This is a genomic window from Thermus sp., assembly GCF_056332225.1.
In genome coordinates this window covers 36,434-62,343 of sequence record NZ_JBWGQW010000004.1, presented here as the reverse complement: position 1 = coordinate 62,343, position 25,910 = coordinate 36,434, and the positions used below count along the sequence as shown (strand labels likewise).

At 68.8% G+C, this 25,910-nt stretch carries 21 protein-coding genes, 1 tRNA gene and 1 riboswitch; of the genes, 10 read left to right on the top strand and 12 right to left on the bottom strand.

Features of this window, described 5'->3' with window-relative positions; all coding sequences use genetic code 11:
* Nucleotides 1-47: 47 nt before the first annotated feature.
* Nucleotides 48-1,292, bottom strand: a complete 1,245-nt coding sequence (gene glgC / locus AC01Y6_RS01820; RefSeq protein WP_347240342.1) for a glucose-1-phosphate adenylyltransferase — start codon at nucleotides 1,290-1,292, stop codon at nucleotides 48-50.
* 67 nt (nucleotides 1,293-1,359) lie between these two features.
* On the opposite strand from glgC, the gene AC01Y6_RS01815 reads away from it, so the two are divergent.
* Nucleotides 1,360-3,450, top strand: a complete 2,091-nt coding sequence (locus tag AC01Y6_RS01815; protein ID WP_476669966.1) for an AAA family ATPase — start codon at nucleotides 1,360-1,362, stop codon at nucleotides 3,448-3,450.
* 98 nt (nucleotides 3,451-3,548) lie between these two features.
* On the opposite strand, the gene AC01Y6_RS01810 is transcribed toward AC01Y6_RS01815, so the two are convergent.
* On the bottom strand, nucleotides 3,549-5,855 hold the full coding sequence (locus AC01Y6_RS01810) for a penicillin acylase family protein (protein WP_476669965.1): 2,307 nt from the start codon (nucleotides 5,853-5,855) through the stop codon (nucleotides 3,549-3,551).
* Between the two features lie 27 nt (nucleotides 5,856-5,882).
* Here AC01Y6_RS01810 and AC01Y6_RS01805 point away from each other — a divergent pair, with 27 nt between their 5' ends.
* The 9 genes from AC01Y6_RS01805 (at nucleotide 5,883) to AC01Y6_RS01765 (ending at nucleotide 11,281) form a co-directional block, all read left to right on the top strand.
* On the top strand, nucleotides 5,883-6,356 hold the full coding sequence (locus tag AC01Y6_RS01805) for an AbrB family transcriptional regulator (RefSeq protein ID WP_347240345.1): 474 nt from the start codon (nucleotides 5,883-5,885) through the stop codon (nucleotides 6,354-6,356).
* A gap of 9 nt (nucleotides 6,357-6,365) precedes the next feature.
* Nucleotides 6,366-6,575: a CDGSH iron-sulfur domain-containing protein gene (locus tag AC01Y6_RS01800; protein ID WP_347240346.1), complete on the top strand. Its 210-nt coding sequence runs from the start codon at nucleotides 6,366-6,368 to the stop codon at nucleotides 6,573-6,575.
* 43 nt (nucleotides 6,576-6,618) lie between these two features.
* A complete protein-coding gene (locus tag AC01Y6_RS01795; protein WP_428719686.1) occupies nucleotides 6,619-7,578 on the top strand; it encodes an aldo/keto reductase family protein in 960 nt (319 codons plus the stop codon).
* Between the two features lie 471 nt (nucleotides 7,579-8,049).
* Entirely contained in the window at nucleotides 8,050-9,426 is a 1,377-nt protein-coding gene (locus AC01Y6_RS01790) for an FAD-binding oxidoreductase (protein ID WP_428719685.1), read from the top strand.
* A 9-nt stretch (nucleotides 9,427-9,435) separates the two neighbouring features.
* Nucleotides 9,436-9,512, top strand: a tRNA-Met gene (locus AC01Y6_RS01785).
* A gap of 51 nt (nucleotides 9,513-9,563) precedes the next feature.
* Nucleotides 9,564-9,803, top strand: a complete 240-nt coding sequence (locus AC01Y6_RS01780) for a 4a-hydroxytetrahydrobiopterin dehydratase (RefSeq protein ID WP_428719684.1) — start codon at nucleotides 9,564-9,566, stop codon at nucleotides 9,801-9,803.
* 12 nt (nucleotides 9,804-9,815) lie between these two features.
* The gene (locus tag AC01Y6_RS01775) at nucleotides 9,816-10,193 is read left to right on the top strand and encodes an acyl-CoA thioesterase (protein ID WP_347240350.1); all 378 of its coding nucleotides are present in this window, start codon (nucleotides 9,816-9,818) and stop codon (nucleotides 10,191-10,193) included.
* Nucleotides 10,177-10,488, top strand: a complete 312-nt coding sequence (locus tag AC01Y6_RS01770; protein WP_476669961.1) for a DCC1-like thiol-disulfide oxidoreductase family protein — start codon at nucleotides 10,177-10,179, stop codon at nucleotides 10,486-10,488. Before AC01Y6_RS01775 ends, AC01Y6_RS01770 begins: the two co-directional genes overlap by 17 nt.
* Nucleotides 10,481-11,281: a DNA-formamidopyrimidine glycosylase gene (locus AC01Y6_RS01765; protein WP_428715859.1), complete on the top strand. Its 801-nt coding sequence runs from the start codon at nucleotides 10,481-10,483 to the stop codon at nucleotides 11,279-11,281. Before AC01Y6_RS01770 ends, AC01Y6_RS01765 begins: the two co-directional genes overlap by 8 nt.
* Before the next feature lie 97 nt (nucleotides 11,282-11,378).
* Here the strand turns inward: AC01Y6_RS01765 and AC01Y6_RS01760 are convergent, their stop codons facing one another.
* The 10 genes from AC01Y6_RS01760 to mreB form a co-directional block, all read right to left on the bottom strand.
* Entirely contained in the window at nucleotides 11,379-12,863 is a 1,485-nt protein-coding gene (locus AC01Y6_RS01760) for an ABC transporter permease (RefSeq protein WP_428719681.1), read from the bottom strand.
* A complete protein-coding gene (locus AC01Y6_RS01755) occupies nucleotides 12,864-13,898 on the bottom strand; it encodes a thiamine ABC transporter substrate-binding protein (protein WP_476669959.1) in 1,035 nt (344 codons plus the stop codon).
* 32 nt (nucleotides 13,899-13,930) lie between these two features.
* Nucleotides 13,931-14,025: riboswitch (TPP riboswitch) on the bottom strand.
* Nucleotides 14,026-14,030: 5 nt separating this feature from the next.
* The gene (locus AC01Y6_RS01750) at nucleotides 14,031-14,888 is read right to left on the bottom strand and encodes an alpha/beta fold hydrolase (protein ID WP_428721385.1); all 858 of its coding nucleotides are present in this window, start codon (nucleotides 14,886-14,888) and stop codon (nucleotides 14,031-14,033) included.
* A complete protein-coding gene (locus AC01Y6_RS01745; RefSeq protein WP_428715863.1) occupies nucleotides 14,858-15,097 on the bottom strand; it encodes a hypothetical protein in 240 nt (79 codons plus the stop codon). The genes AC01Y6_RS01750 and AC01Y6_RS01745 overlap by 31 nt, the downstream gene beginning before the upstream one ends.
* Nucleotides 15,094-15,672 (bottom strand): fuculose-1-phosphate aldolase, encoded by a 579-nt coding sequence (locus AC01Y6_RS01740; RefSeq protein WP_476669958.1) that lies wholly within the window; start codon nucleotides 15,670-15,672, stop codon nucleotides 15,094-15,096. Before AC01Y6_RS01740 ends, AC01Y6_RS01745 begins: the two co-directional genes overlap by 4 nt.
* A 9-nt stretch (nucleotides 15,673-15,681) precedes the next feature.
* Entirely contained in the window at nucleotides 15,682-20,253 is a 4,572-nt protein-coding gene (rpoC, locus tag AC01Y6_RS01735; RefSeq protein ID WP_476669957.1) for a DNA-directed RNA polymerase subunit beta', read from the bottom strand.
* Nucleotides 20,254-20,269: 16 nt separating this feature from the next.
* The gene (rpoB, locus tag AC01Y6_RS01730; RefSeq protein WP_428719675.1) at nucleotides 20,270-23,629 is read right to left on the bottom strand and encodes a DNA-directed RNA polymerase subunit beta; all 3,360 of its coding nucleotides are present in this window, start codon (nucleotides 23,627-23,629) and stop codon (nucleotides 20,270-20,272) included.
* Between the two features lie 173 nt (nucleotides 23,630-23,802).
* The gene (locus AC01Y6_RS01725; protein WP_347240361.1) at nucleotides 23,803-24,438 is read right to left on the bottom strand and encodes an RNA-binding protein; all 636 of its coding nucleotides are present in this window, start codon (nucleotides 24,436-24,438) and stop codon (nucleotides 23,803-23,805) included.
* 2 nt (nucleotides 24,439-24,440) lie between these two features.
* Nucleotides 24,441-24,866: a 3-hydroxyacyl-ACP dehydratase FabZ gene (gene fabZ, locus AC01Y6_RS01720; RefSeq protein WP_428721405.1), complete on the bottom strand. Its 426-nt coding sequence runs from the start codon at nucleotides 24,864-24,866 to the stop codon at nucleotides 24,441-24,443.
* A 5-nt stretch (nucleotides 24,867-24,871) separates the two neighbouring features.
* Nucleotides 24,872-25,903 carry a rod shape-determining protein gene (gene mreB, locus AC01Y6_RS01715; protein WP_347240362.1) on the bottom strand — a complete coding sequence of 344 codons (1,032 nt, stop codon included), beginning with the start codon at nucleotides 25,901-25,903 and terminating at the stop codon, nucleotides 24,872-24,874.
* Nucleotides 25,904-25,910 lie beyond the last annotated feature (7 nt).

The following is a 25,910-nucleotide window of genomic DNA, read 5'->3' as shown; positions in this document are numbered from 1 at the left end:
AAAGCTCTTTTGGGGCCCCCACCGCGGCTTTTGCCGCGGTGGGGTACTTAGAAGCGGTAGCCCTTGGGCACCACCACCACGCCCTCGGGGGTCACGGTGAAGCCCCGGGCGCGGTCCAGCTCCAGGTCGTAGCCGATCTCGGTGTGGGGAGGGATCTGCACGTTCTTGTCTATGATGGCGTTCCTTATGCGGCAGTAGCGCCCCACCTCCACGTCGTCAAAGAGGACGGAGCGCTCCACCAGGCTGTAGGAGTTCACCCGCACCCGGCGGAAGAGCACGGACTCCCGCACCGTCCCCCCGCTCACGATGACCCCGCCGGCGAGGAGGCTGTTCAGGGCCCGGCCCACCCTTTCCCCGGTCTCGTGGACGAACTTGGCCGGGGGGCTGAAGAGGTTGGCGGTGCGGAGGGGCCACTCCGGGTTGAAGAGGTCAAACTCGGGGACCACCTTCACAAGGTCCATGCTGGCCTCGTAGTAGGCGTCCAGGGTCCCCACGTCCCGCCAGTAGAGGTTCGGCCCCTCCTGGCCGGGGATGGGGTTGCGGTGGAAATCGTAGGCGTAGACCCTGTACCCCTCCCTCAAGGCCCGGGGGATCACGTCCTTGCCGAAGTCGTGGGCGCTGGTCTCGTCCCGAGCGTCGGCCTCCAAAAGCTCAAAGAGGGCCTCCGTGCGGAAGACGTAGTTCCCCATGGAAACCAGGGCCGTGTCGGGGCGGCCCGGGAGGGGCCTTGGGCTTTTGGGCTTTTCCTGGAACTCGGTGATGCGCCACTCCTCGTCCACCTGCAAGACGCCGAAGCGGCTTGCCTCCTCCACGGGCACGGGGTAGGCGGCGATGGTGATGTCCGCCCGCTTTTCCCGGTGGTACTCCACCATGTGGCGGACGTTCATCTTGAAGATGTGGTCCCCCCCGAAGACCGCCACCGCCTCGGGGGCGTGGTTTTGCACCAGGTGCAGGTTCTGGTAGATGGCGTCCGCCGTGCCCCGGTACCACACGGGCCCGAGCTCCTCGTAGCGGTACATCTGGGCGGGCACGAGGAGGATGAAGTGGTCCTCCAAGAAGGCGCCGAAGCGCCAGTAGCGCTGGATGTGCTCCGTGAGGGACTGGGCCTTGTACTGGGTGAGGACGTAGATGGCGTAGATCCCGGAGTTCACGAAGTTGTTGAGGACGAAGTCAATGATGCGGTACTTGGCCCCGAAGGGCACGGCGGGCTTGGCCCGCTTGGCGGTGAGGGGATAAAGGCGGCTTCCCTGCCCCCCGGCCAGAATCATCCCCAAGACCTCCACCTTCACCATGGAATCCCCCTTTGCCGGTAGTTTACCCCAGGGCCCTGGGGACAAAGGCCCGGGTATAGTGGGCGCGATGAGGGTCTCTGCCCTTCGCTGGTTCACCCCCCCCGCAAGGCCCAGGCCCGCCCCGCCCTTTTTCGGTCAGGAGCGGGCCCTGAAGGCCCTGGAGGCCGCCTTCCGCCAAGGCGGGCACGGGTATTTGGTGGGCCCAAGCGGCCTGGGCAAGCGCAAGCGCTTCCTCGCCTACCTCAAAGGCCGCACCTTCCCCCGACCCGAGCTGGTCTACCTTCCCCTGGGGGAGGAAGCCTTTCCCCTCCTCCTTCCGGAGGGGGAGGGCCGGGCCCTTCTGGAGGAGGTGGAAGCCCTTCTCGCCGAGTTCACCCCGGCCCTCTTCCGGGAAAAAGGCTTTCTCTACGCCAAAAGCCTGGTGGAAGCCCGCTACCAAAGGGAGGCCGAGGCCCTTCTGGAGGCCCTGGGCGAAGAAGCCAAGTCCCAGGGCTTCGTCCTGGAGGAAGGGGAGGAAAGCCTCAAGCTCTCCGGCCAAGGCCCCCTACCCCCGGAGCTTTCCGCCAAGCTGGAGGAGACCGTTTTGGCCTACGTGGAGGTGCGGCAGAAGGCCCAGGCGGAGGTGGCCGCCTTAAGGCGGAGCTTCGCCGAGCGCTTCCTCTCGCCCAAGGCGGAAGGGGTTAAGGAGCGCTTCCCCGAGGCCAGGGCCTATATGGACTGGGTGCTGGAGACCCTCCTCCGGGCGGCGGCCTTGGAGGAAGAGCTGGAGGCCCCAAGCCTCCTCCCCCACCTCCTGGTGGCGGGGGGCGACCGGGTGGTCTACGAGCCCAACCCCACCCCGGAAAGGCTTTTCGGCCACCTGGAGTACGAGGCCCGGGAAGGGGTCCTCACCACCCACCTGGGGCTTTTGCGTCCGGGAGCCTTGCACCGGGCCACGGGAGGGGTGCTGGTCCTCGAGGCCCACCGGGTCTGGGAGCTGGGAAGCTACCCCCTCCTCAAGCGGGCCTTGGCCACCGGGGAGGTGGAGCCCCTCACCCCGAGGCCCGAGGTCAAGGGCCCGAGGATCAAGCCCGCTCCCCTCAAGGCCCAGGTCTTCCTGGTGGGGCCACCCGAGGTGATCGCCTTCCTGGAGGAGGACGAAGAGTTTTTGGAGCTTTTCCCTTTTCGGGTGGAGTTCGGCCCGGAGATCCCCTACACCGAGGAGAACGTGGCCTACCTGGGGGGCTTCCTGGAGGCCGAGGGGGTCCCCCTCACTCCCGAGGGCCTCGCCGCCCTGGCCGACGAGGCGAGGCGCCTGGCCGGCCACCGGGAGCGGTTGGACGCCCGCATCTACCGCCTCTTGGACCTGGCCCGGGAGGCCCAAAGCCTAAGGGTGCCCGTGGACGGAAAGGCCGTGCGGGAGGCGGTGAGGTCCCGGGAGGAGCGCTTCGGCCTGGAGGAGGAGCTTTACCTGCAAGAGATCCGGGAAGGGGTGGTGGCCCTGGAGGTGGCGGGGGAGCGGGTGGGGGAGGTGAAGGGCCTGGTGGTGGTGGAGGGCCCCCTCCCCACGGGCCGCCCCGTGCGCATCACCGCCCAGGCGGGCCCGGGGCGGGAGGGGGTGCTCTCCATAGACCGGGAGGTGGGCCTGGGGGGCCAGGTCTTCCACAAGGCCGTCCTCACCCTGGCCGGGTACCTGCGGGGCACCTACGCCCAGGTGGGGGCCCTCTCCGCCACGGTGAGCCTGGTCTTTGAGCAAAGCTACGGGAGCCTCGAGGGGGACTCGGCGGGCCTCGCCGAGCTCCTCGCGGTGCTCTCCGCCATCTCCGGCCTTCCCCTTAGGCAGGACCTGGCGGTGACCGGGGCCATAGACCAGACGGGAAGGGTCCTGGCCGTGGGCCGGGTGGCGGAGAAGGTGGAGGGCTTCTTCCGGGTCTGCAAGACCCTGGGCCTCACCGGCACCCAGGGGGTGGTCCTCCCCAAGGCCAACCTCCCCCACCTCACCCTGCGGGAGGAGGTGGTGCGGGCGGTGGAGGAGGGGGCCTTCCACCTCTACGCCGTGGAGGAGGTGGACGAGGCGGTGGAGCTCCTCTTCGGCCGCAGGGCCTACTGGGTGCACGAGAAGGTGCGGGAGGCCCTGGAGCACTTCCAGAAGCTGGAAAACGGCGAGGACAAGGGCTAAGTGCCCGCACCTTGGCTTTGCAACACGGGATGCCCGAGCTTTGGCTGTGGGAAAGCTCTTTTGGGGCCCCCACCGCGGCTTTTGCCGCGGTGGGGTACTTAGCGTCCGGGCTCCAGGAGGAGGGTCCTTCCCTCCCCACCCAGGCGCATGGGGAGGTAGGCCCCGGAGGCCCAAAGGGGAAGGAGGTCGGCGTAGTGGGCCGAGAGGAAGTGGCCCGACTGGCCCATGGGGTGGACGAAGAGGGAGCGCTCCATGTCCGAAAGGTCCACGATCTGGCGGTAGCTCGGCCCGTGGCCCATGGCGAGGGCCTTCGGGTCAAAGGGCCCCACGTTCACCGTGTAGCGGTCGCCGCCAAAGGCCACCTCCCGGTCGGAGAGGCGCTTTAGGGGGGTGTGGGTGAGGACGGCGTGGGGGAAGCGGGCCCGGTGGACCTCCCCCCAGGCCCTGGCCCCTAGGGCTTCCTTCCGGTCCAGGGCCCATTCCAGGGCGAGGGCGGCGAAGTCCAGGCAGGTCTCCTTGTAGTCCGTCTCCGGCTGGTCGCAGTTTGGGTCCCCTTCCTTCATGGCCTTAAGGAGGTAGCGGGGCTCGTCCCAGAAGGGCTCCCCCACCTCCCTTTGGGGAAGCCGGGTGAGCTCGGTGTACCAGAGGGCGAAGACCAGGGCCTCCTCCGAGGAGGCCGCCATGGTCCCGTCCCAGGCGAGAAGCCTCTCCCGCCAGGCCCGGGCCCTCTCGGAAAGGGGGGAAAGGAGCTCCAAAACGGGGCGGAAGTCCCGGTAGAGGAGGCTCTTCTGGTCCTGCTGGATGGCCTTCATGTCCTCCAGGGAAAGCTTCTCCTTGGCGAGGAGGAGCTCCTCTATGCGCTCCGCCCGGTAGGGCTCGGCCCAGTCGTAGGTGAGGGCGTAGGGGAAGCCCTTGGGGGTCACCTTGTGGTTGGCGGTGACCAGGTAGCCCCGAGGGGGGTTGAAGGCCCTGGGCCACTCCTCGGGCCTCCGGTAGCCCAGCCAGTCCCACTCCCCGTTCCCCGGCACCGGCACCATGCCCGTGTGCCCCTCCCTGCGGACGGGGAACTTCCCCGGGGCGATGTAGCCGATGTTGCCCTCTAAGTCGGCGTAGATGAAGTTCTGGCTGGGGGCGGAGTAGGGTTCCAGGGCCTTTTGAAACTCGTCCCAGTTCCTGGCCCGGTTCACCCCCAGGAAGGCCATGAGGATGTGGTCCTCCGGGTCCAGGCTCACCCAGCGGAGGGCCATGGGGGTCTTGGGAGGGTCCTTCAGGGCGTCGGTGATCACCGGGCCAAAGACCGCCTCCCGCACCTTCAGCACCTCCTCCTTCCCCCCCTTCACCCGGATCCTCTCCTCCCGCACCCCGTAGGGGACGACCCTCCCCTTGTAGCGGTAGCCCCCTCCTCCCACCTCCTCCAGGAGGTAGAGGTCCTCCACGTCCGCCCCCACGTTGGTCACCCCCCAGGCGATGCGCTCGTTGCGGCCGATGACGATACCGGGAAGGCCGGGCAAGGAGGCGCCGATGGCCCTAAGGCCTGGGGCCTCGAGGGCCACCAGGAACCAGAGGCTCGGGGCCTGGAGGGCGAGGTGGGGGTCGTTGGCGAGGAAGGGCTTGCCCGTGGCGGTCCGGCTTCCCGCCACCACCCAGTTGTTGCTGGCCTCGAGGTAGCGGGGCGGGGCCATCCGGAGGAGGGCGGAAGGGGCCTCCTCCCGCTTGAGGGGAAGCCTGAGGTCTTCCGCCCTGAGGACGGTGGGGGCGTCCTCGGGGTAAGGGGGGAGGAGCTCAAGAAGCCTTTCGGGGGTTATCCCCCGGGCGAGGAGGCGGTGGCGCAAAAGCTCCTCCTCCCAGTTTCCCGAGAGGTCGTAACTCATCATCTTGGCCCAGACCAAAACGTCGGGGCCCGTCCAGGGCTCGGGGCGGAAGCCGAGGAGGGTGAACTCCGGCGGCAAGGGGGCCCCAGAGGCCAAGAAGGCGTTCACCCCGGCGGCGTAGGCGTCCACCGCCTCCTTCTCCTCGGGGAAGAGCCTCTGGTAGGCCGCCTGGGCCGCCCGGTAGAAGCCCCAGGTGCGGAGGAACCGGTCCTGGGGAAGCGTGGCCTCCCCTAAGACCTCGCTCAAGCGCCCCTGGCCCACCCGGCGCTGGAACTCCATCTGCCAAAGCCGCTCCTGGGCGTGGACGAAGCCCTGGGCGAAGAAGAGGTCCTTAAGCGTCGCCGCCCGGATGCGCACCACCCCCTTTCCGTCCCGCACCACCTCCACCGGGGCGGAAAGCCCCTTTAAAGCGATCCGGCCCTCCCCTTGGGGCAGGGAGGACCGCAGGTAGAGGTACCCCGAAAGGGCTAGAAGAAGCAAGAGGAGAAGCCCCAAGCCCAAAAGCCAAGCCAGCCCCCGCAAGAAGCGCTTCATGGTTCGCAGGAAGCATACCATAACCCCATGGACCTCCTGCGCGCCTCCTTGAGCGGGGTTTTCCTCGGGCTTCTCTTTTACCGCCTGGGCCTCCCGGGCGGGGCCGTGGTGGGGGCCATGCTGGGCACAGGCCTCCACCAGCTCCTCGCCTCCCCCGCCCCCATCCCCAAGGGCCTGGACCTCGCGGTGCAGCTCGCCGCCGGGGTCTTGGTGGGGCTTTCCTTCCGGAAGGAGCTCCTCTCCCCCAGGCTCCTCCCCTACGCCCTCCTCAGCGCCCTCGCCTTCCTCGCCCTCGCCCTCCTCCTCGCCTTCCTCCTGGCCAAGCCCCTGGGCCGGCCCCCAAAGGCCCTCCTCTTCGCCTTGGCCCCCGGGGGGATCACGGGCATGGGGCCCTTGAGCCAGGCCGAGGGGGGAAGCCCCGCCCTGGTGGGGGTCTTCCACACGGTGCGCGTCCTCGCCCTCTTCCTCCTCGTCCCCTTCCTCGCCCGGCTTCTCAGGTAGAGTAAAGGCATGCGGCTGGAGCTTCTGGAAAACGGCCCCATCCGGGTGGAGGGCAGGCGCTTCGTGGTGCGCGTGGGGGAGAAGGAGGAGGTCTTAGAGCGCCCGCGGGTCTTCCTCTGCCGCTGCGGGGCTTCCGCCAACAAGCCCTTCTGCGACGGCACCCACAAGCGGATCGGCTTCCAAGCCCCGGGCGGGGTCCTGGAGGTGGAAGGGGACTGACCCGCTGGTCAATCCCGGCCGGAAGGGGTAAACTCCGGGGGCTATGGGCGCGATGCGCTACCGGAAGCTCGGCAAGTGGGGCCTTAAGGTCTCCGAGATCTCCTTGGGCGCCTGGGTCACCTTCGGGGACGCGGTGAAGGACAAGGAAACGGTCCGGGAGATCGTTAGGATCGCCTACGAGGGCGGGGTGAACTTCTTTGACAACGCCGACGTCTACGCCAAGGGCCTGGCCGAGGAGATCATGGGGGAGGTCCTCAAGGAGTTCCCCCGGCACACCCTGGTCCTCTCCACCAAGGCCTACTGGCCCATGTCCGAGGACCCGAACGACCAGGGCCTGAGCCGCAAGCACCTCCTGGAAAGCATCACGAAAAGCCTCAAGCGCCTTAAGACCGACTACGTGGACCTCTTCTTCGCCCACCGCTTTGACCCCGAGGTCCCCATGGAGGAGATCGTCTACGCCATGCACACCCTCGTGGAGAAGGGGTACGCCCTCTACTGGGGCACCTCGGAGTGGCCCGCGGCAAGAATCGCCGAGGCCGTGGCCTTCGCCAAGGCGAACGGCCTTCACCCGCCCGTGGTGGAGCAGCCCCAGTACTCCATGCTCTACCGGGAGCGGGTGGAAGGGGAGATCCTCCCCGAGGCGGAGCGCTTCGGGATGGGCCTCGTGGTCTGGAGCCCCCTGGCCCAGGGGATGCTCACGGGCAAGTACGACGAGGGCATCCCCGAGGGAAGCCGCTTCGCCCGCTACGACCAGTTCAGGGAGCGCTACCTCACGGAGGAAAACCGGAGGAAGGTGCTCAAGCTCAAAGAGGTGGCGGACGAGCTCGGCCTCACCCGCACCCAGCTCGCCCTGGCCTGGGTCCTGAGGCTTCCCGGGATCAGCAGCGCCATCACCGGGGCCACCCGCCCCGAGCAGATCCGGGAGAGCCTGGGAGCGGCGGGGGTGGACCTGCCGAAGGAGGCCCTGGAGAAGATAGAGGCCATCCTAAGGGGCGAGGCCTAGCGGAGCCCTGGCCGACCGGGTCTTCGGTCCCCGGTACGGGCAGGGGGAAGGCATCGCCCTCATGTTCCCCCTCTTCGGAAGCCTGGGGGTGCTTTGGGGGCTTTCCGGCCACCTCCTCCCCCAGTTGCGGGAAGCGGAAAGCCTCCCAAGGAGGACCAAGCGCCCGGGCCGTGATCGGGCCCGGCCTAAAGGCCAAGGGGCGTCCTTCCAATGGGGCTTCCTTCCCTCCCAAGGAAAGGGGAGGCCTGTAGGCTTCCCCTATGGGCGAGCCTCTCCTCGCCCCGGCCCTCCGCCTCCTGGAGGAGGGGAACCCTGGCCCTCCTCCAAGGCCCCCTCCCCAAGCCCCCGAGGTGGAGGAACTCTGCCTGGAGCTGGAGGAGGCAAGCAGGGCTGGCCCAGGGCGGGGTGGAACCTGGCCGGGGGGCTCCTCCTCGGCTTCGCGGCCCTTTTGGAGAGCGTAAACTCAGGAGCATGGAGAAGCTGCAAGCCCTGAAGCACCTCTTCCCGGGGAAGGTGGACCTCTCGGAGAGCGAGCGCCTGCGCCACGGCAAGGACGAGGGCTACCCCGAGGCGAGGCCGGTCTTGGCCGTGGTCTACCCGGAAAGCGTGGAGGACGTGCAGAAGGCCCTCCGGTGGGCTCGGGAGTGGGGCGTGGCGGTGATCCCCTTCGGGGCGGGGACGAGCCTCGAGGGCCACCTCTACCCCCTTAGGGAGGCCATCAGCCTGGACCTGAGCCGGATGAACCGGGTCCTGGAGGTGAGGCCCCAGGACTTCTCTTGCGTGGTGGAGCCCGGCCTCACCCGCAAAGCCCTCAACGAAGCCCTCAAGGGCACGGGCCTCTTCTTCCCCGTGGACCCGGGGGCGGACGCCACCTTAGGGGGAATGGCGGCCACCAACGCCAGCGGCACCACCACGGTGCGCTACGGGGGGATGCGGCAAAACGTCCTCGCCCTCCAGGTGGTCCTGGCAAGCGGCGAGGTCTTGGAGCTCGGCCGCGGCGTGCGCAAGACCTCCTCGGGCTACGACCTCAAGGACCTCTTCATCGGAAGCGAGGGCACCCTGGGGGTCATCACCCGCCTCACCTTAAGGCTCCACCCCCTCCCCGAGCACGTCCACACCCTAAGGGTCTTCTTCCCCGGGGTGGAGGAGGCGGCGGAAGCGAGCTACCGGGTCATGGCCGCGGGGCTTCCCGTGGCGCGGCTGGAGCTACTGGACGAGCTCGCCCTGCGGGCGCTGAACCGGTACCTAAAGGCGGGCTTCCCCGAGCGCCCCGCCCTCTTCCTGGAGTTCCACGCCTCCACCAAGGAGGCCCTGGAGGCGGAAAGCTCCCTCGCCCTGGAGCTCGTGCGGGAAGCCGGGGCCCTGGAGGTGGAGGCCGCCAGGACCGAGGAGGAGCGCAAAAGGCAGTGGGAGGCCCGGCACCAGGCCTACTGGGCCTTGGTCCACCTCTTCCCCGGCCACCGCTTCGTGATCACCGACACCGCCGTCCCCCTCTCCCGGCTTCCCCAGATGGTGCGCCACGCCCAAAGACTCCTAGAGGAGATGGGCCTCACCGGGAACATCCTGGGCCACGTGGGGGACGGGAACTTCCACACCTTGGTCCCCGTCCTCCCCGAGGACTACCCCAAGGCGGAGGCCTACGCCGAGAGGCTCGTGGAGAAGGCCCTGGAGCTTGGGGGCACCTGCACCGCCGAGCACGGGGTGGGCCTCCGCAAAAAAAAGTTCCTCCCCAAGGAGCACGGAAGCTCCCTGGAATGGATGCGAAGGCTAAAGGCCCTCTTTGACCCCGAGGGGCTCCTGAACCCCGGGAAGGTGCTTGACATATCCCCTTCGCCCCGCTATATTTAGGGATGGCGGCGCGGGGTGGAGCAGCCTGGTAGCTCGTCGGGCTCATAACCCGAAGGTCGCGGGTTCAAATCCCGCCCCCGCAACCAAACCCTCCCCCGGGCACCCTGAGCCCGGGGGTCTTGCCATAACCTGGGGGCATGGACTGGGAGACCCTGGAAAACCCCAAGCGCCTCGCCAAGACCTTCCGCTTCAAGGACTTCCGGGAGGCCCTGGCCTTCGCCAACCGGGTGGGGGAGCTGGCGGAGAGGGAGAACCACCACCCCCGCCTCACCGTGGAGTGGGGGCGGGTCACCGTGGAGTGGTGGACCCACTCGGCGGGCGGGGTCACGGAAAAGGACCGGGAGATGGCCCGCCTCACCGACGCCCTCCTGGGGTAGCCTGGGAAGGGTATGGAGGCGCGGACCCTCGAGCTCGTCTTCCCCGAGCACACCAACCCCTTGGGGGCGGCCTTCGGCGGGTTCGTCCTGGGGCTCATGGACAAGGTGGGCTCCTACGCCGCCGCCCGCCGGGCCAAGAAGCCCGTGGTCACCGTGGCGGTGAGCAGCGTGGAGTTCAAGGTGCCCATCCGCACCGGGGACCTCCTGGAGGTGGTGGCCCGGGTGGTGCGGGTGGGGAGGACCTCCCTCACCGTGGAGGTGGAGGTCTACAAGGAGCGCTTCGGGGAGGAAAATGGCCGGGTGCTGGCCACCAAGGGGACGCTCACCTACGTGGCGGTGAACGAGCGGGGCGAGCCCGTGCCGGTGGAGGCCCATGCGGGTGCTGATTGACGGGGAGTGCCCCTACTGCCGGGCCCTGGGGCGGGCCCTTAGGGCCCTGGACCTGGGGAAGGCCCTCCGGGTGGAGCCTCTAAAGGAGGCCCAGGACCTCCCCCGGGAGGAACTCCTCAAGGCCCTTCACGTCCTGGAAGGGGGGAGGGCCCACCGGGGCTACGCCGCCCTTCTCGCCCTAGGCCGGAGGCTCCCTCTCCTCTGGCCCCTTTACCCCCTCCTTCTCCTCCTCGCGCCCTTCGGGCTCGGCGAGGGGCTCTACCGCTTCCTGGCCCAAAGGAGGCCCCGTGCCTGAGCTTCCCGAGGTGGAGACCACGAGGCGGAAGCTCCTTCCCCTCCTCCTCGGGCGGCGCATCCTCGAGGTCCGCCACCAGGACCCCCGCCGCTACCGCCACACGGAGCGGGCGGAAGGGCGGAGGGTGGAGGAGGTGGGAAGGCGGGGCAAGTTCCTCCTCCTCTCCCTCTCCGGGGGCCTGGAGATGGTCCTCCACCTGGGGATGACCGGGGGCTTCCGCCTGGAGGAAACCCCCCACACCCGGGTCCGCTTCCTCCTAGAAAAGGGCGTCCTCTACTTCCACGACCCCCGGCGCTTCGGCCGCATCTGGGTGGTGGAGCGGGGCGACCACCGGGAAATCCCCCTCCTCTCCCGCCTCGGCCCCGAGCCCCTTTCCGAGGCCTTCACCTTCCCCGGCTTCCTCCAGGGCCTGAGGAGCGCCCGGCCCCTCAAGGCCCTCCTCCTGGACCAGACCCGGGTGGCCGGGATGGGGAACATCTACGCCGACGAGGCCCTCTTCCGGGCCCGCCTTAGCCCCTTGCGCCCGGGGAGGAGCCTGGGGGAGGAGGAGGCCTGGAGGCTCTTCCAGGCCATCCGGGAGGTCCTCTCCGAGGCCGTGGCCCTGGGGGGAAGCACCCTTTCCGACCGCGCCTACCGGCAACCGGACGGCCTTCCCGGGAGCTTCCAGGAGCGCCACGCCGTCTACGGCCGGGCGGGCCTCCCCTGCCCCGCCTGCGGCGCCCCCATCGCCAGGCGGGTGGTGGCGGGCCGGGGCACCCACTTCTGCCCCAACTGCCAGGGGGAAAGCCCCTAGTGCCCGCGCCTTGGCTTTGCAACACGGGATGCTCAAGCTTTGGCTGTGGGAAAGCTCTTTTGGGGCCCCCACCGCGGCTTTTGCCGCGGTGGGGTACTTAGCCCACCCGCCCCCGGCCCCGGTCCAGGAGGTAGAAGAGGAGAGCGGAGAGGAGGGCCAAGACGGCGGCCAGGGCCACCGCCTCCCGGAAAGGGCCCTCCCCGGGCCTTCCCAGGCGCTCGTAGATGGCCAGGGTGAGGGTGGTCCACTCGGGCCGCCAGAGGACGAGGCTCGCCCCGAACTCTCCCAGGAGGGCGGAAAGGGCCAGGGCCGTCCCCGAGGCCAGGGCGGGAAGGAGGAGGGGAAGCTCCACCCGGAGGAAGGCCCGAAAGGAGGTGGCCCCGAGGACCCTCGCCGCCTCCCAAAGGCTTGGGGGAAGGGTCCTTAGGGCCGGAAGGAGGACCCGGGCCAGGAGGGGGTAGGCGAGGAGGGCGTAGGCGGCCAAAAGGAGAAGGAGGGAACCCCGAAGCCCGGGGTAGGCCAGGAGGTAGCCGAGGCCCACGGCCACCGGGCTCACCATGAGGGGAAGGAGGCCCAGGAGGTCCCACCCCGGGCTCCTCCTCGCCGCCACCCCGTAGGCCACCCCCAGGGGCAGGGCGAGGAGAAAGGCGAGGAGGGTAAAGCGGAGGCTGTTGCCGAGGGCCAGGGGGAGGGGGGTGAAGTCCTCGGAGCGCCAGGCCTGGGCCAGGGCCCAGGGGCGGACCTCCCCCAAGAGGGCGAAGAGGGGCGCGTAGAAGAGGAGGAAAAAGGCCCCAAGGCCCAGGGCCAGGGCCCAGGGGCGCCTCGAGGGGAGAAGCCCGGAAGGCCTCAAGGGGTAGGCGGGAAGCCTCAGGTAGAGCCAGGCCGCCAGGCCCAAGGTCAGAAGCTCCAGGAGCATCAGGCCGCTGGCCTCGGCGAAGGCCAGGCGCTGGGCGAGGAGGGTGTAGACCTCCACCTCGAGGGTGGCGTACCGCCCCCCAAGGAGGAGGGGCACCCCGAAGGCGGAGAAGGCGTAGAGGAAGACCATAAGCCCCGCCGAGCCCAGGGCGGGAAGGAGAAGGGGAAGCCCCACCCGGAGGAGGGCGCGAAAGGGGCTGGCCCCGAGGACCCTGGCCGCCTGCAGGGGCCCCTCTAGGCCCATGGCCACGGGAAGGAGAATGCGGAGGGCGAGCCCCAGGTTGTAGAAGACCGCCGCCAGGAGGAGAAGGGCCAGGGTGCCGTAGAGGTCCACCCCCAGCACCCCCCGGGGACCAAGGAGGGCGAGAAACCCCAGGGCCACCACGGGGGTGGGAAGGACGAAGGCCAGGGTGCTCAGGGCGAGGAAGGCCTCCCTAAAGGGGAACCGCCGCCGGAAGAGGAAGGCGAGGGGCAGGGCCAGGGCCAGGGTGAGGAGGGCCGAGAGGAGGCCGTATTCCAGGCTGAAGAGGTAGCGCTCCCAGTAGTAGGGGTTCCCCAGGGCCCGGAGGAGGCCCTCCCCAAGCCCCAAGGCCAGCACCCGGCCCAGGGGGTAGAGGAGGGCGAAGCCGAGGAAGAGGAGGAGGAACCCCCCGGCGAGCCCGGCCACTTACCGCCTCGCCCGGCGCACCGCCTCGGGGCTCTGCCCCTGCAGGACCACCTTGGTCCACTCCTCTATCCAGCGCTCCCGGTTCTCCGCCACGGCCTTGGGGTCAAGGCGCACGCTCCCCAAAGGCTCTTGGGCGAAGCGGAAGACCTCGGGAAGCCGGGCATCCTTCCTCGCCGGGTAGACCCACATCTCCGTGGGGATGTTCTCCTGCACGGGCCTGGAGAGGAGCCAGTCCACCACCTTTTTGGCCCCCTCGAGGTTCTTCGTCCCCTTCAGGATGCCCACGAACTCCACCTGGAAGAAGGCGAGCTCCGGGAGGAGGTTGCCCGTGGGGGGTTCCTTGTACTTGCCCTCGGAGTAGTAGACCTCGGCCGCGGGGGAGGTGGTGTAGGAGACCACCAGGGGCCGGTCCCCCTTGTAGAGGCTGAAGTGGGTGTAGTAGGCCTCGCTCCAGCCCTTGGCCACCCGCACCCCCCCGTCCCGAAGCCGCGCCCAGAAGTCCAGGTAGCCGTCCTCGCCGAAGCGGGCCACGGTGGCCATGAGGAAGGCCAGGCCCGGGGAGCTGGTGGCGGGGTTTTCCACCACGAGAAGCCGGGCGTACTCGGGCCGGGCGAGGTCTGAGGGGGCCTTGGGGAGAGGCCGGTCCTTGAAGTAGGCCCGGTCGTAGTTCAGGCTCACCCAGCCGTAGTCCACGGGCAGGGCCCGGAAGGTGGGGTCCAGGAGGAGGGTGGCCTTGAGGTTCCGGACCTCGGGGCTCCGGTAGGGGAGGAGAATGCCGGCCTCGAGGGCCCGGGAGAGGAAGGTGTTGTCAAAGCCGTAGATCACGTCGGCGATGGGGGCCCCTTTGGTGAGGATGGCCCGGTTCAGGACCTCCCCCGCATCCCCCGCCTTGAGGAGGCGGAGCTTAAGGCCCGTTTCCCGCTCAAGCTGGGCGATGAGCCCCTTGTCCAGGGAGAAGCTCTCGTGGGTGAGGAGGGTGATCTCCTGGGCGAGGCCGAAGGCCAAAAAGACCGCCAAAGCCAGCAAGCGCAACATAAAAACCCCCTGCCACCGGGGTTCACGGAAAGCGTCTCTTTCCGTCACCTTCCCTACGCCGGCATTACCCGGATCAGGTTCCAAGGGTGTTTCTCAGCCCCTTTGCGGAGCACCCCCGGTGACCTTCCCATTCTACCCCCAAAGCCCCTGCTGGGGCAAGGAAAGGGCGGAGAGGGCCTCCAGGAAGGCCCGCTCAAAGGCCTCGGGCTGGTCTATCCAGGGGAAGTGGCCCGCCCCGGGCACCACGTGGATGGGAGCCCTAAGGCGCTCGGCCACCTCCTCGGCGTGGGGGTAGCTGGTGCCGTCCCTCTCTCCCACCACCAGGGCCACGGGCTTCCGGGAAGGGGAGAGGTAGGGGGTGTAGTCCAGGCGCCAGAGGCCGTTTTGCAAGAAGGCCGAGGCCGGGGCCTCGGGCCCCACGATGCCTGAGCCCTCCACCACCCACTCGTACGCTAAGCGCCCCCGGGGGCTTGGGAACATGAGGCGGTCAAAGAGGGCCTTGGGCTCAGCCCGCTCCAGGGCGGCCCTCAGGTTTTCCTCGGGGTCGGGAAGGGGGTGGAGCCCCGCGGCCTCGGCCAGGCGGGCCGCAAGCCAGGGAAAGCTCACCCAAGGCCCGAGGAGAATGGCTCCCTCCACCTGGGGGAAGCGGCGGAGAAGCTCCAGGGCCACCAGGGCCCCGAAGCCGTGGGCGAGGAGGCGAAAGCGCCCGATCCCCAAGGCCTCGGCCAGGAGGAGGGCGTCCTCCACCAGGGCGTCCAGGGTGAAAAGCCTCGGGTCTGGGGGAAGCTCCAGGCTCCGCCCCGAGCCCCGCTGGTCAAAGTAGACCACGCGGAAGCCCTCCAGGTAGTCCCCGAGGCCCTCCCGGAGGGCGTAGCAGTTCCCTCCCGGCCCCCCGTGGAGGACCAGGAGGGCGGGCCCGTCCAGGGGCCCCACGTCCTCCACGTAGAGCTCCGCCTCCCCTACGGGGATGTACCCGATCTCTTCCCGCATCCCCTATACACTACCCCATCCCGGAGGCGGAAGGCCCAAACCCTAACCCCCGGCACCCCCCGGGCCCGGGCCTCCGCCTCCTCCGTGGCCCCGAAGACCTGGAGCAAAAAGCGGCCTTCCCCCTCCAGGAGCCAGAAGGGGTGGGGAAGCTCCTGGGCCAGGGCCAAAAGGGGGGCAAGCTCCTTGGCCTCCACGAAAAGCACCCTCATCCTCGCCTCCAGAGGCGGTGGTAGAAGAGGATCTCGGCGCTCTCCTCCAGGGTGGTCATGAGGCTAAAGGCCTGAAGAAGGGCCTCCTCGGGCCTCTCCTTGACCCCGATGGCGAAGGCCCCGTGCCCCTTGAGGAGGCAGACGGGGTATCGGGCCAGGGCCTCGGCCACGGCGAGGGCCGCCTCCTCCGTGGCGGAGGCGGTTTTAGGGGAGAGCACGGGCACCTCCTTCAGGTAGAGCTGGCCCTCGAGGTCCAAGGGCACGAGCCGGTCCAGGCGGAGGGAGAGGGCCACGGCCACCCGGGGGTGGGCGTGGACCAGGGCCTTGGCCTCGGTCTTAAGGTAGACCTCCCGGTGGACCACGCTCTCCACGCTCGCCCCTTCAGGGATGGGCCCAAAGAGGGGCACCTCCAGGAGGTCTTCCGGGGTGAGCCGGGCCTTCTGCACCCCGCTTCGGGTGATGAGGAAGCCCTCCTTGGTGCGCACGGAGAAGTTCCCCGCCGTGGCGGAGATGAGGCGCTGGTGGAAGAGGTCCTCCCCCACCTGGCGAAAGGCGGTGTAAACCCGGGCCAGCATGGGGGGTGATCAGGCCTGCTTCCCCGGCTGCTCCCGGCGCGGGGCCCTGCGGGCCGGGACCTCCTTGGCCTCCACCGCCTCCTTGCGGGCCTCCTCAATGGCCCGGAGGGTCTTCTGGTCCACCACCTGGGTGAAGCGCACGAAGTCCGAGCCGGTGCCCGCCGGGATCAGGCGGCCCAGGATGACGTTCTCCTTGAGGCCGATGAGCTCGTCCTTCTTCCCGGCGATGGCCGCCTCGGTGAGCACGTGGGTGGTGTTCTGGAAGCTCGCGGCGGAGAGCCAGCTCTTGGTGGAGAGGGCGCTCTTCGTGACCCCCATGAGGAGGGGCTTCCAGGCCACCGGGGTCTTGCCCTCGGCGATGAGCCTCTCGTTCAGGGCCTCCACGTCCCACTTCTCCAGGACCTGGCCCTCGAGGAGGCGGCTATCCCCGGGGTCGGTGACCTCCACGTACTTGAGCATCTGCCGCACCACGATCTCAATGTGCTTGTCGTGGAGCTTCACGCCCTGGGCCCGGTAGACCTTCTGGATCTCGTCCACCAGGTAGCGCTCCACCGCCTCGGGGCCCTTGGCCTCGAGGAGCTGGTGGGGGTCTATGGCCCCGCGGGTGAGGGGCTGGCCCGCCTCCACGTAGTCCCCGTCCTTCACCAGAAGGCGCGCCTCCTTGGGGAGCTTGTACTCCTTGGAGAAGCCCTCGGACTCCACGAAGACGGAAAGCTTCTCCTCCGTTTCCTCAATGCGCACCACGCCGTCGATCTCGGAGATCACCGCCTTGGCCTTGGGCCTGCGGGCCTCAAAGAGCTCAATGACGCGGGGCAAGCCCTGGGTGATGTCCGTGCCCGTGGCCACGCCCCCCGTGTGGAAGGTGCGCATGGTGAGCTGGGTGCCGGGCTCCCCGATGGACTCGGCAGCCACCACCCCCACGGCCTCGCCGATGGACACGGGCCGGGCCATGGAGAGGTCGTAGCCGTAGCACTTCTGGCAGACCCCGTAGCGGGTCTGGCAGGTGAGGGGGCTCCGCACGGGCACCTCCCGGATCTCCCCGGCTTCCGCCGCCCGGATGAGGAGGGCCACGTCTTCCATGGTGAGGTAGCGGCCCTCCTCCAGCCTCTGGCCCAGGACCTCCACCTCCCGGGCCAGGACCCGGCCGTAAAGCCCGGCCTCGATGTCCGAGCGCTTCCTCAGGCGCAGGGCGCGGGTCACCTCGTCGGGCTGGAAGAGGGGCACGGAGATGTAGTTGGTGGTGCCGCAGTCCGCCTCCCGCACCACGATCTCGTGGGCCACGTCCACGAGCTTCCGGGTGAGGTAGCCGGAGTCGGCGGTGCGGAGGGCCGTGTCCGCCCCGCCCTTACGGGCCCCGTGGCTAGAGATGAAGTACTCCAAGACGGTGAGGCCCTCGCGGAAGGAGGAGCGCACCGGCACCTCAAAGGTCTCCCCGGAGGGCTTCTGCATGAGGCCGCGCATGCCGCAGAGCTGGCGGATCTGCTGGGGGTTACCCCGGGCCCCGGACTGGGCCATGACGTAGAGGGGGTTGAAGGGGTAGTTCTCCTCAAAGTTCTTGAAGACCGCCTGGGTGACCTTCTCCGTGGTCTCCGTCCAGAGCTGGATCACCTGGTCGTACCGCTCCCGGTCGGTGAGGAAGCCCATCTCGTAGGCCTGTTCAATCTGGCGGAGCTTGCGGTCGGCCTCCTCCAGGTACTTCTGCTTCTCCTCCGGGATGACGGCGTCGTCGATGCCGATGGTGATGCCGCTGGTGGTGGAGAGGGTGAAGCCGTAGTACTTGAGGGCGTCCAGAAGGCGGGCGGTCTTCTCTATCCCGAGGCGGAGGAAGGCCTGGTAGACGAGGTCCTTGAGGGAGTTCTTCTCCTGGGGCACGTCCATCTGGATGAGCTCCTGGGCCACCCTCTCGTCCCCCACGGCCTCGGCCACGATGCGGGCGAAGAGGATGCGGCCCGGGCTCGTCTCCAGGCGCCTGCCCAGGTAGCGCACCGTGACCACGTCCTGGAGGTCCAAAAGCCCCTGGGCCACGGCGAGGAGGGCCTCGTCGGGGTTGGCGAAGACGTACTTGAGCCGGCCCACGCTGGTCTCCCTGCCCGCCACCTTGATGGGGGCGTTCAGGGCCACCTCGCCCCGCTCGTGGGCGGCCAGGGCCTCCTCGGGGGTGGCGAACTCCAGGCCCGCCCCCTTCTTCTCCTTCCGCACCTGGGTGATGTAGTAAAGGCCCAGGATGATGTCCCGGCTGGGCTTGGCCAAAGGCTCCCCGGAGGCCGGGGAGAGGAGGTTGTGGGCGGAGAGCATCTGGATGCGGGCCTCCGCCTGGGCGAAGGAGGAGAGGGGCACGTGAACGGCCATCTGGTCCCCGTCAAAGTCGGCGTTGAAGGCCTCGCACACCAGGGGGTGGAGCTGGATGGACTGCCCCTCCACCAAGACGGGCTGGAAGGCCTGGATGCCCAGGCGGTGCAGGGTGGGGGCGCGGTTTAGGAGGACCACCTTGCCGTGGATCACCTCCTCCAGGGCGTCCCAGACCTCGTCCTTGATGTCCCGCTGGCGCTCCAGCATGCGCCTCGCCGCCTTGACGTTGGGGGCGATGCCCTTCTCCTCCATCCGCTTGAGGAGGAAGGGCTTGAAGAGCTCCAGGGCCATGCGCTTGGGCAGGCCGCACTGGTGGAGCTTGAGCTGGGGCCCCACCACGATCACGCTCCGGCCCGAGTAGTCCACCCGCTTGCCCAGGAGGTTCTGGCGGAAGCGGCCCTGCTTGCCGGAGAGGACGTCGGTGAGGCTCCTGAGGGGCCTCTCGGAGCCTGGGTTGGTCACGGGGCTGCCCCGGCGGCCGTTGTCGATGACCGCGTCCACCGCTTCCTGGAGCATGCGCTTCTCGTTGCGGATGATGATCTCCGGCGCCCCCTGGGCCAGGAGCTTCTTCAGGCGGTTGTTGCGGTTGATGAGGCGGCGGTAGAGGTCGTTGAGGTCGCTCGTGGCGAAGCGGCCCCCGTCCACCTGCACCATGGGCCGGAGGTCCGGGGGGAGGACGGGGACGGCCTCGAGGACCATCCACTCCGGGCGGTTGCCGGAGTCCAGGAAAGCCCGCACCACCTCCAGGCGCTTCCTGGCCTTGGCCCGCCGGGCCCGGGAGGGGTGCTTCATCTCCTCCAGGAGTTCCTTCTCCAGGGCCTCGAGGTCCAGCTCCTTAAGCAGTTGCTGGATGGCCTCCGCCCCCATGCGGGCGTCTATGTCGTAGGACTCCACCACCCGGACCACGCCCCGGACCAGGTCCACCTCCACCCGGCCGTAGATCTCGCTTTTTACCTTGCCCCCGTCCGCGAGGACGTCCCCCGGGGCCACCCGGTCCCCGGTGGAGACCTCCACGTCGTCCTCAAAGGGGTAGACCCGGGCCTTGACCACCAGGAGGCTGGCGGGCTCGTGCAGGTGGACCACCCCCTCGGCCTCGGCGATGACCTCCTCCTCGGGGTCAATGGCGGCCACGATCTTCTCCCCCGCCTGCACCCGGGCCCCCTCGGGAACGATGACGTTCATGTGGGGGGCCACCCGGTAGTCCTTGGGCTCGGTCCACTCCAGGAAGAGGGTGAGGTAGACCGTATCCCCCTCCTCCTCCGCCTCCACCTGGGGGGCCCGGACCTGGCGGGGCATGCGGAGAAGGCCCTTGGCCTCGGCCAGGGGCTGGCCCTTCTCCACGATCTCCCCGTGGACCACGAGGGGCGTCATCCCCACGGGGAGGAAGTAGGTGGCCACGGGCTCGTCCTCCTGGCGAAGGACGAGGAAGGCCCCCTCCTCCAGCTCCCTAAGCTCCACCACGCCCTCCTCCTCGGCCCGGAGGAGGTAGGGCTCGGAAAGCTCGGCGAGGGCCTCGCCGGGCTTGTAGGCCTCCTTCTCCACCCAGGAGGCGAGGGGAAGGCGGAGGGCGGCCCGCTCCTTCTTCACGTACTCCACCCGCACCCGGCGGGGAAAGCGGTAAAGGGCCACCCCGTCCATGCGGCTCACCACCCCGGGGGCGAGCTCCTGGCCCTTCACCACCTCCTCCCCGTCCTTCACCAGGGCGTCCACCCCTGGAGGCAAGGGGTAGGTCTCCTGCTTGCCAAAGCGGAGCTCCCGGTACTCCTCGTCGGTGAGGAGCTGGCGCTTCTCCACGGGAACCCCGTTCAAGACCGCCCCCTTGGGGTCTAAGACGATGTACTTGTTGAAGTAGAGCACCTGCTCAAGCTCGGTGGCGGAGAGGTCCAGGAGGGTGCCGATCTTGGAGGGCACGTCCTTCACGAACCAGATGTGGGCGGCAGGGGTGGCGAGCTCAATATGGCCCATGCGGTAGCGGCGGACGATGCTCTTGGTCACCTCCACGCCGCAGCGCTCGCACACCTTGCCCTCAAAGCGCTGGCGCTTGTACTTGCCGCAGGCGCACTCGTAGTCCTTGATGGGGCCGAAGATGCGCTCGTCAAAGAGGCCGTCCCGCTCGGGCTTCAGGGTGCGGTAGTTGATGGTCTCGGGCTTCTCCACCTCCCCGTAGCTCCAGGAACGGATCTTCTCCGGGGAGGCCAGGGCGATGCGGACCTTGCGGACTTCCTTTTTCATCTTTCCTCCGGGGCTTCTACCTCTTGGACGCCAGGCCTTCAAAGATGTCCACGGGGTTATCCTTCTCGTCCAGGGTCTGGACGTCTAGGGCCAGGGCCTGGAGCTCCTTCACCAGCACGCGGAAGGACTCGGGGACGCTGGGCTCGGGCACGTCCTCGCCCTTGATGATGGCCTCGTAGGCGGCGTTCCTGCCCTCTATGTCGTCGGACTTCAGGGTGAGCATCTCCTGCAGGGTGTGGGCCGCCCCGTAGGCCTCGAGGGCCCAGACCTCCATCTCCCCAAAGCGCTGGCCCCCGAACTGGGCCTTCCCGCCCAGGGGTTGCTGGGTGATGAGGGAGTAGGGGCCCGTGGAGCGGGCGTGCATCTTGTCCTCCACCATGTGGTAGAGCTTCATGATGAACATCTGCCCCACCACGATGGGCCCCTCAATGGGCTCCCCGCTGCGGCCATCGTAGAGGACCACCTTGCCCTGGAGGAAGAGCTCCCGAAGTTGCTCCTCGGGGCTTTTGCCAGGGCTCACCAGGCCGAGCTTTTCCGCCCGGGCCAGGACCTCCTTCTCCCGCTTGTCCACGCCGAAGCCCTCGCCCTTTCGCTTGCCGAAGTAAAGGTCAAAGGCCTCGGCCAGAAGGGCCTTGACCTCGGGCTCCGTGGCCCCGTCAAACACCGGGGAGATGTAGCGCTGGCCCAAGAAGTACCCCGCGAGGCCCAGGTGGGTCTCCAGGATCTGGCCCAGGTTCATCCGGCTCGGCACGCCCAGGGGGTTCAGGAGGATGTCCACCGGGGTGCCGTCGGGCAGGTGGGGCATGTCCTCCACGGGGAGGATCTTCGCCACCACGCCCTTGTTCCCGTGGCGGTTGGCGAGCTTGTCCCCCACCTGGAGCTTGCGCTTCTGGGCCACGAAGACCCGCACCACCTCCCGCACCCCGGGCTTGAGCTCCACCCCAGGGTCCCCCCGGCGGAGGCGCAGGCGGCCCACCACGATCCCCCCCTCCCCGGGGGGCACCCGGAGGGAGGTGTCCTTCACGTCGCGGGCCTTCTCCCCGAAGATGGAGCGGAGAAGCCGTTCCTCCGGGGAGGGCTCCTGCTCGCCCTTGAAGCTGGTGCGCCCCACCAGGATGTCCCCGGGCTTGACCTCGGCCCCGATGCGCACGATGCCTTCCTCGTCCAGGTCCCTTAGGGCGGCCTCGGGGAGGTGGGGGATGTCCCGGGTGATGCGCTCGGGGCCGAGCTTCGTGTCCCGGGCCTCGATCTCGTAGCGCTCGATGTGGATGGAGGTGTAGAAGTCCCGCTTTAAAAGCTCCTCGCTGATGACGATGGCGTCCTCAAAGTTGTACCCGTCAAAGGGCATGATGGCCACCAGGACGTTCTGCCCCAGGGCCAAGAAGCCCTCCTCGGAGGCGGGGCCGTCGGCCAGGAGGTCGCCCTTTTTCACCCGCTGCCCCACCACCACGCGGGGACGCTGGTCCAGGACGGTCCCCTGGTTGGAGCGGGCGTAGCGGCGCAAGGGGTACTCCACCAAGCGGCCATCCGCGTAGCGCACGGCGATGCGGGTGCCGTCCACCTTGACCACCTCCCCGTCCTCCTCGGCGTAGAGGGCGGCCAGGGAGTCCCGCACCACCCGCTCCTCGAGGCCCGTCATCACCACCGGGGCCTGGGCCCGGATGAGGGGCACCGCCTGGGTCTGCATGTTGGAGCCCATGAGGGCCCGGTTGGCGTCGTCGTGCTCCAGGAAGGGGATGAGGTTGGTGTTCACGGAGAAGACCTGCTTGGGGGAGACGTCCATGAACTCCACCTCCTCCGGGCTCACGATCACGGGCTCGCCCCTCCTCCGGGCCACCACCCGGTCGGTGGCGATCCGGTCCCCCTCCAGGGGCGTGTTGGCCTGGGCGATGGTGTAGCGGTCCTCCTCGGTGGCGGTCATGTAGACCACCTCGTCGGTGACCACCCCGCCCTTCACCCGGCGGTAGGGGGTGCGGATGAAGCCCAGCTCGTCCACCCGGGCGTAGGCCGCCAGGGAGGTGATGAGGCCGATGTTGGCGCCCTCGGGGGTCTCCACCGGGCAGATGCGCCCGTAGTGGGTGCGGTGGACGTCCCGCACGTCAAAGCCCGCCCGCTCCCGGGTGAGACCGCCCGGGCCCAGGGCGGAGATGCGGCGCTTGTGGCGCAGGGAGGAGAGGGGGTTGGTCTCGTCCTTGAACTGGGAGAGCTGGCTCCGGCCGAAGAACTCCCGGAGGGCGGCCTCCAAGGGGCGGCTGTTCACCAGCTTGGCCGGGGTCAGGGTGTCGGGGGTGCCCATGAGCATGCGCTCCCGCACCCCCCGGGCGAGGCGGCTTAGCCCCACCCGGAACTGGTCGGCCATGAGCTCCCCCACGGTGCGGATGCGGCGGTTGCCCAGGTGGTCGATGTCGTCCACCTCGTGCCCCGGAACCCCGGCGGTGAGGGCGAAGAGGTAGCGCAGGGTGGGCAGGAAGACCTCGTCCTTGAACTCCCCGTCCTCAAAGCGGACCAGGGTGCGCCCGGAAAGCCGCACCCCGAGCTTCTCCTCGGCCTTGTACCGGCCCGCCTCCCCCAGGTCGTAGCGCCGGGGGTCGGCCAGGAGGCCGAAGAGGTAGGCCAGGGCCTTGTCCTTCTTGGGAGGGTCGCCGGGGCGGAGGAGGGTGAAGAGGCGCACCAGGGCCTCCTCCGGGCGCATGGAGAGCACGGCCTCGTCCAAAAGGCCCTGGACCAGCTCCCCGTAGGCCCCAAGCTCCCGGGAGAGGGTCTCCTGATCGTAGCCCAGGACCCGGAGGAGGAGGACCAGGGGGAACTTGCGCTTGTTGACCTTCATGGAGACGGTGCCGTTTTGCTCCAGCTCCAGGTCAATCCAGGGCCCCCGCTTGGGCAGGGGGATGATGCTGGCGATGTACCGCCCGGGACGGGCGGGGTCGGGGGTGAAGTAGACCCCGGGGGAGCGGTGGATCTGGGAAACGATGACCCGGTCCGCCCCGTTGATGATGAAGGAGCCGTCCTCGGTCATCAGGGGGATGTAGCCCAGGAAGACCTCGTCCTCCTTGATGAGGCCCGTGTCCTTGTGGATGAGCTGGAGCTTGGCGTAGAGGGGGGCCTGGTAGGTGAGGTCCTTCTCCCGGCACTCCTCCTGGGAGAAGAGGGGGTCGCCGATGCGGTACTCCAGGAAGTCCAGCACCAGGCCGCCCTTCCCCTTTTCCCCTTCCTCCACGGGGAAAGTCTCCTTAAAGGCCGCCTGGATGCCGATGTTCTCCCGCCTTTCGGGGGGAACGTCCGCCTGCAGGGCTTTCTTGTAGGAGGCTACCTGGATCTCCGTAAGGGGGGGGAGGGGAATAACCTCTCGGATGCGACCGAACCGCTTAATCTCCATGCGTCACCTCTGGGAAAGCGGGCCGCCCGAGGTAAGCTAACAGGGTTCTTCCGCAAGGGGCATCCCTTGCGGCGGCTGGCTCTTACCGTGCTCCCTTGGCCCGACCAAAGAGCACAAACCTTAGCCTATACGGCACACCCTCGTCCCGTCAAGCCTAGCGCCGAAAGCCTCTCCTAGCGCTCCACCTCCACCTTGATTTTATAGTTTCCCCGGACCGTTTGGCCAAGGACCTCGAGGAGCCTCAAGGCCCCAAGCCCCTCGGCCAGCAGGACGTCCCCGGGGGCCATCTCCTCCTTGGGAGAGGCCACCTTGCCCCTAAGGCGCACCTTCCCCGCCTTCACCCCTTGGGCGAAGTAGGTGCGGGACACGCCGAACCCCTTGGCCCCCACGGCGTCCACCCGTAAGGAGGGCACCACCAGGGTGCGCACCCGCTCCCTGGGCGCCCGCAAGGCGCCTTCCGGCGGGGGGTGGAGGCGGTAGCCCTGGGCCTCCAGGGACCCCTTCCCCTCGGGGAGGAGGGCCACCAGGTACCCCCCCTCCCAGGGCTCCACGTCCCCCATGGCCTCCCCCAGGTCCGGGGGCTCCTTCTCCAGGAGGAAGACGGCCACCGGGTCGTGGACGGAGGGCACCTCGGGGGGGTGGAGGACCGCCACCTTGCGCTCGGCCAGGGGAAAGCCCCCGAAGAAGGCCACCTTGAGGCCCTCCTCCCGGGCCTTGGCCTCCAAAAGGGCCTGGTCCTCCGGGTCCAGGAACCCGGTGCGCACCACCCGCCCTCCCCGCGCCCGCTTGAGGTAGGCCAGAAGGTCCACCCCTACCCCTCCTTTAGGGCGAAGCTCAGGGTGGCCCGGGCCCGCTCCTCCCCTTCCACCAGGGCCCGGACCGCCACCTTGCCCAGGCCCCGGCGGAGGAAGAGGAGCTCCCCCTCGAGGATCAGGGTGTCCCCGGGGACCACGGGCTTCTTGAAGCGGGCCTCCTCCACCCCCACCAGGAAGACGAGCCCCCCGGGGACGAAGCCCGGCTGGCGGGCGAGGGTGCTCACCGCCGCCTGGGCCATGGCCTCGAGGATCAGGACCCCGGGCATCACGGGGTAGCCGGGGAAGTGGCCCTGGAAGTGAGGCTCGTTGAAGGTGACGTTCTTGAGGGCCTTGAAGCGCCGCTCGTCCGCCTCCAGGACCCGGTCTATGAGGAGAAAGGGGTAGCGGTGGGGAAGGAACTTGAGGATCTCCCCGATCTCCACGGGTTTCACCTCTTCAGGACGTCGTCCGAGGAGAGGATGGTGTCCTCCAGGACGTGGAGCATCTCCAGGGCCTTGCCGGTGCCCAGGGCCACGGCCTCAATGGGGTTCTCCGCCACCACCACCGGGACCCCGGTGGCCTCCTGCAGGGCGAGGTCCAGGTTCTTGAGGAGGGCCCCGCCCCCGGTGAGGAGGATGCCCCTTTCGTAGATGTCGGAGGCGAGCTCGGGAGGGGTGGTCTCCAGCACCCCCTTCACCCCCTGGAAAATCTTCTCCAAGGGCTCCTTTAGGGCCTCGGCCACGTCAAGGGCGGGGATCTCGGCGGTGCGGGGGAGGCCGGTGATGAGGTCCCGGCCCCGCACCTCGGCCACCTCCTTCTCCTCACCGGGAAGGACCTTGGCCCGGCCCAGCTGGATCTTGAACTCCTCGGCGGTGCGCTCGCCGATGAGGAGGTTGTACTTCTGCCGCACGTAGCGGATGATGGCCTGGTCCATCTCGTTGCCCGCGATCCTCAGGCTTTCCGAGCGCACGATCCCGCCCAGGGAGATGACGGCGATGTCCGTGGACCCGCCCCCGATGTCCACCACCATGCTCCCCGTGGGCTCGGCCACGTTGATGCCCGCCCCGATGGCCGCCGCCAGGGGTTCCTCTATGAGGTAGACCTTCTGGGCCAAGGAGGAGACCGCCTGCACCACCGCCCGGCGCTCCACGTCCGTGACCCCCGAGGGCACCCCCACCATGACCCGGGGCTTGAAGAAGCGGCTCATGGGGGAGAGGACCTTCTGCAGGAAGAGGAGAAGCATGCGCTCCGTGAGGGCGTAGTCGGCGATGACCCCGTCCTTTAGGGGCCGCACGGCCACGATGTTCCCCGGGGTACGGCCCAGCATGCGGTAGGCCTCGGCCCCCACCGCCTTCACCTCCCGCTTGCCCTGCACCACCGCGATCACGGAGGGCTCCCTTAAGACGATCCCCTTCCCCCGCACGTAGATGAGGACGCTGGCCGTCCCCAGGTCAATCCCGATGTCCTCGCCCTTCAGCATAGCGCCT

Coding starts and splice junctions, on each gene's coding strand:
- AC01Y6_RS01770 (WP_476669961.1), top strand. CDS start 10,177: ATGCGGGTGCTGATTGACGGGGAGTGCCCCTACTGCCGGGCCCTGGGG.
- AC01Y6_RS01805 (WP_347240345.1), top strand. CDS start 5,883: ATGGACCTCCTGCGCGCCTCCTTGAGCGGGGTTTTCCTCGGGCTTCTC.
- rpoC (WP_476669957.1), bottom strand. CDS start 20,253: ATGAAAAAGGAAGTCCGCAAGGTCCGCATCGCCCTGGCCTCCCCGGAG.
- AC01Y6_RS01740 (WP_476669958.1), bottom strand. CDS start 15,672: ATGCTGGCCCGGGTTTACACCGCCTTTCGCCAGGTGGGGGAGGACCTC.
- AC01Y6_RS01775 (WP_347240350.1), top strand. CDS start 9,816: ATGGAGGCGCGGACCCTCGAGCTCGTCTTCCCCGAGCACACCAACCCC.
- rpoB (WP_428719675.1), bottom strand. CDS start 23,629: ATGGAGATTAAGCGGTTCGGTCGCATCCGAGAGGTTATTCCCCTCCCC.
- mreB (WP_347240362.1), bottom strand. CDS start 25,903: ATGCTGAAGGGCGAGGACATCGGGATTGACCTGGGGACGGCCAGCGTC.
- glgC (WP_347240342.1), bottom strand. CDS start 1,292: ATGGTGAAGGTGGAGGTCTTGGGGATGATTCTGGCCGGGGGGCAGGGA.
- AC01Y6_RS01755 (WP_476669959.1), bottom strand. CDS start 13,898: ATGTTGCGCTTGCTGGCTTTGGCGGTCTTTTTGGCCTTCGGCCTCGCC.
- AC01Y6_RS01745 (WP_428715863.1), bottom strand. CDS start 15,097: ATGAGGGTGCTTTTCGTGGAGGCCAAGGAGCTTGCCCCCCTTTTGGCC.
- AC01Y6_RS01800 (WP_347240346.1), top strand. CDS start 6,366: ATGCGGCTGGAGCTTCTGGAAAACGGCCCCATCCGGGTGGAGGGCAGG.
- AC01Y6_RS01795 (WP_428719686.1), top strand. CDS start 6,619: ATGGGCGCGATGCGCTACCGGAAGCTCGGCAAGTGGGGCCTTAAGGTC.
- AC01Y6_RS01750 (WP_428721385.1), bottom strand. CDS start 14,888: ATGCGGGAAGAGATCGGGTACATCCCCGTAGGGGAGGCGGAGCTCTAC.
- AC01Y6_RS01815 (WP_476669966.1), top strand. CDS start 1,360: ATGAGGGTCTCTGCCCTTCGCTGGTTCACCCCCCCCGCAAGGCCCAGG.
- AC01Y6_RS01790 (WP_428719685.1), top strand. CDS start 8,050: ATGGAGAAGCTGCAAGCCCTGAAGCACCTCTTCCCGGGGAAGGTGGAC.
- AC01Y6_RS01780 (WP_428719684.1), top strand. CDS start 9,564: ATGGACTGGGAGACCCTGGAAAACCCCAAGCGCCTCGCCAAGACCTTC.
- AC01Y6_RS01810 (WP_476669965.1), bottom strand. CDS start 5,855: ATGAAGCGCTTCTTGCGGGGGCTGGCTTGGCTTTTGGGCTTGGGGCTT.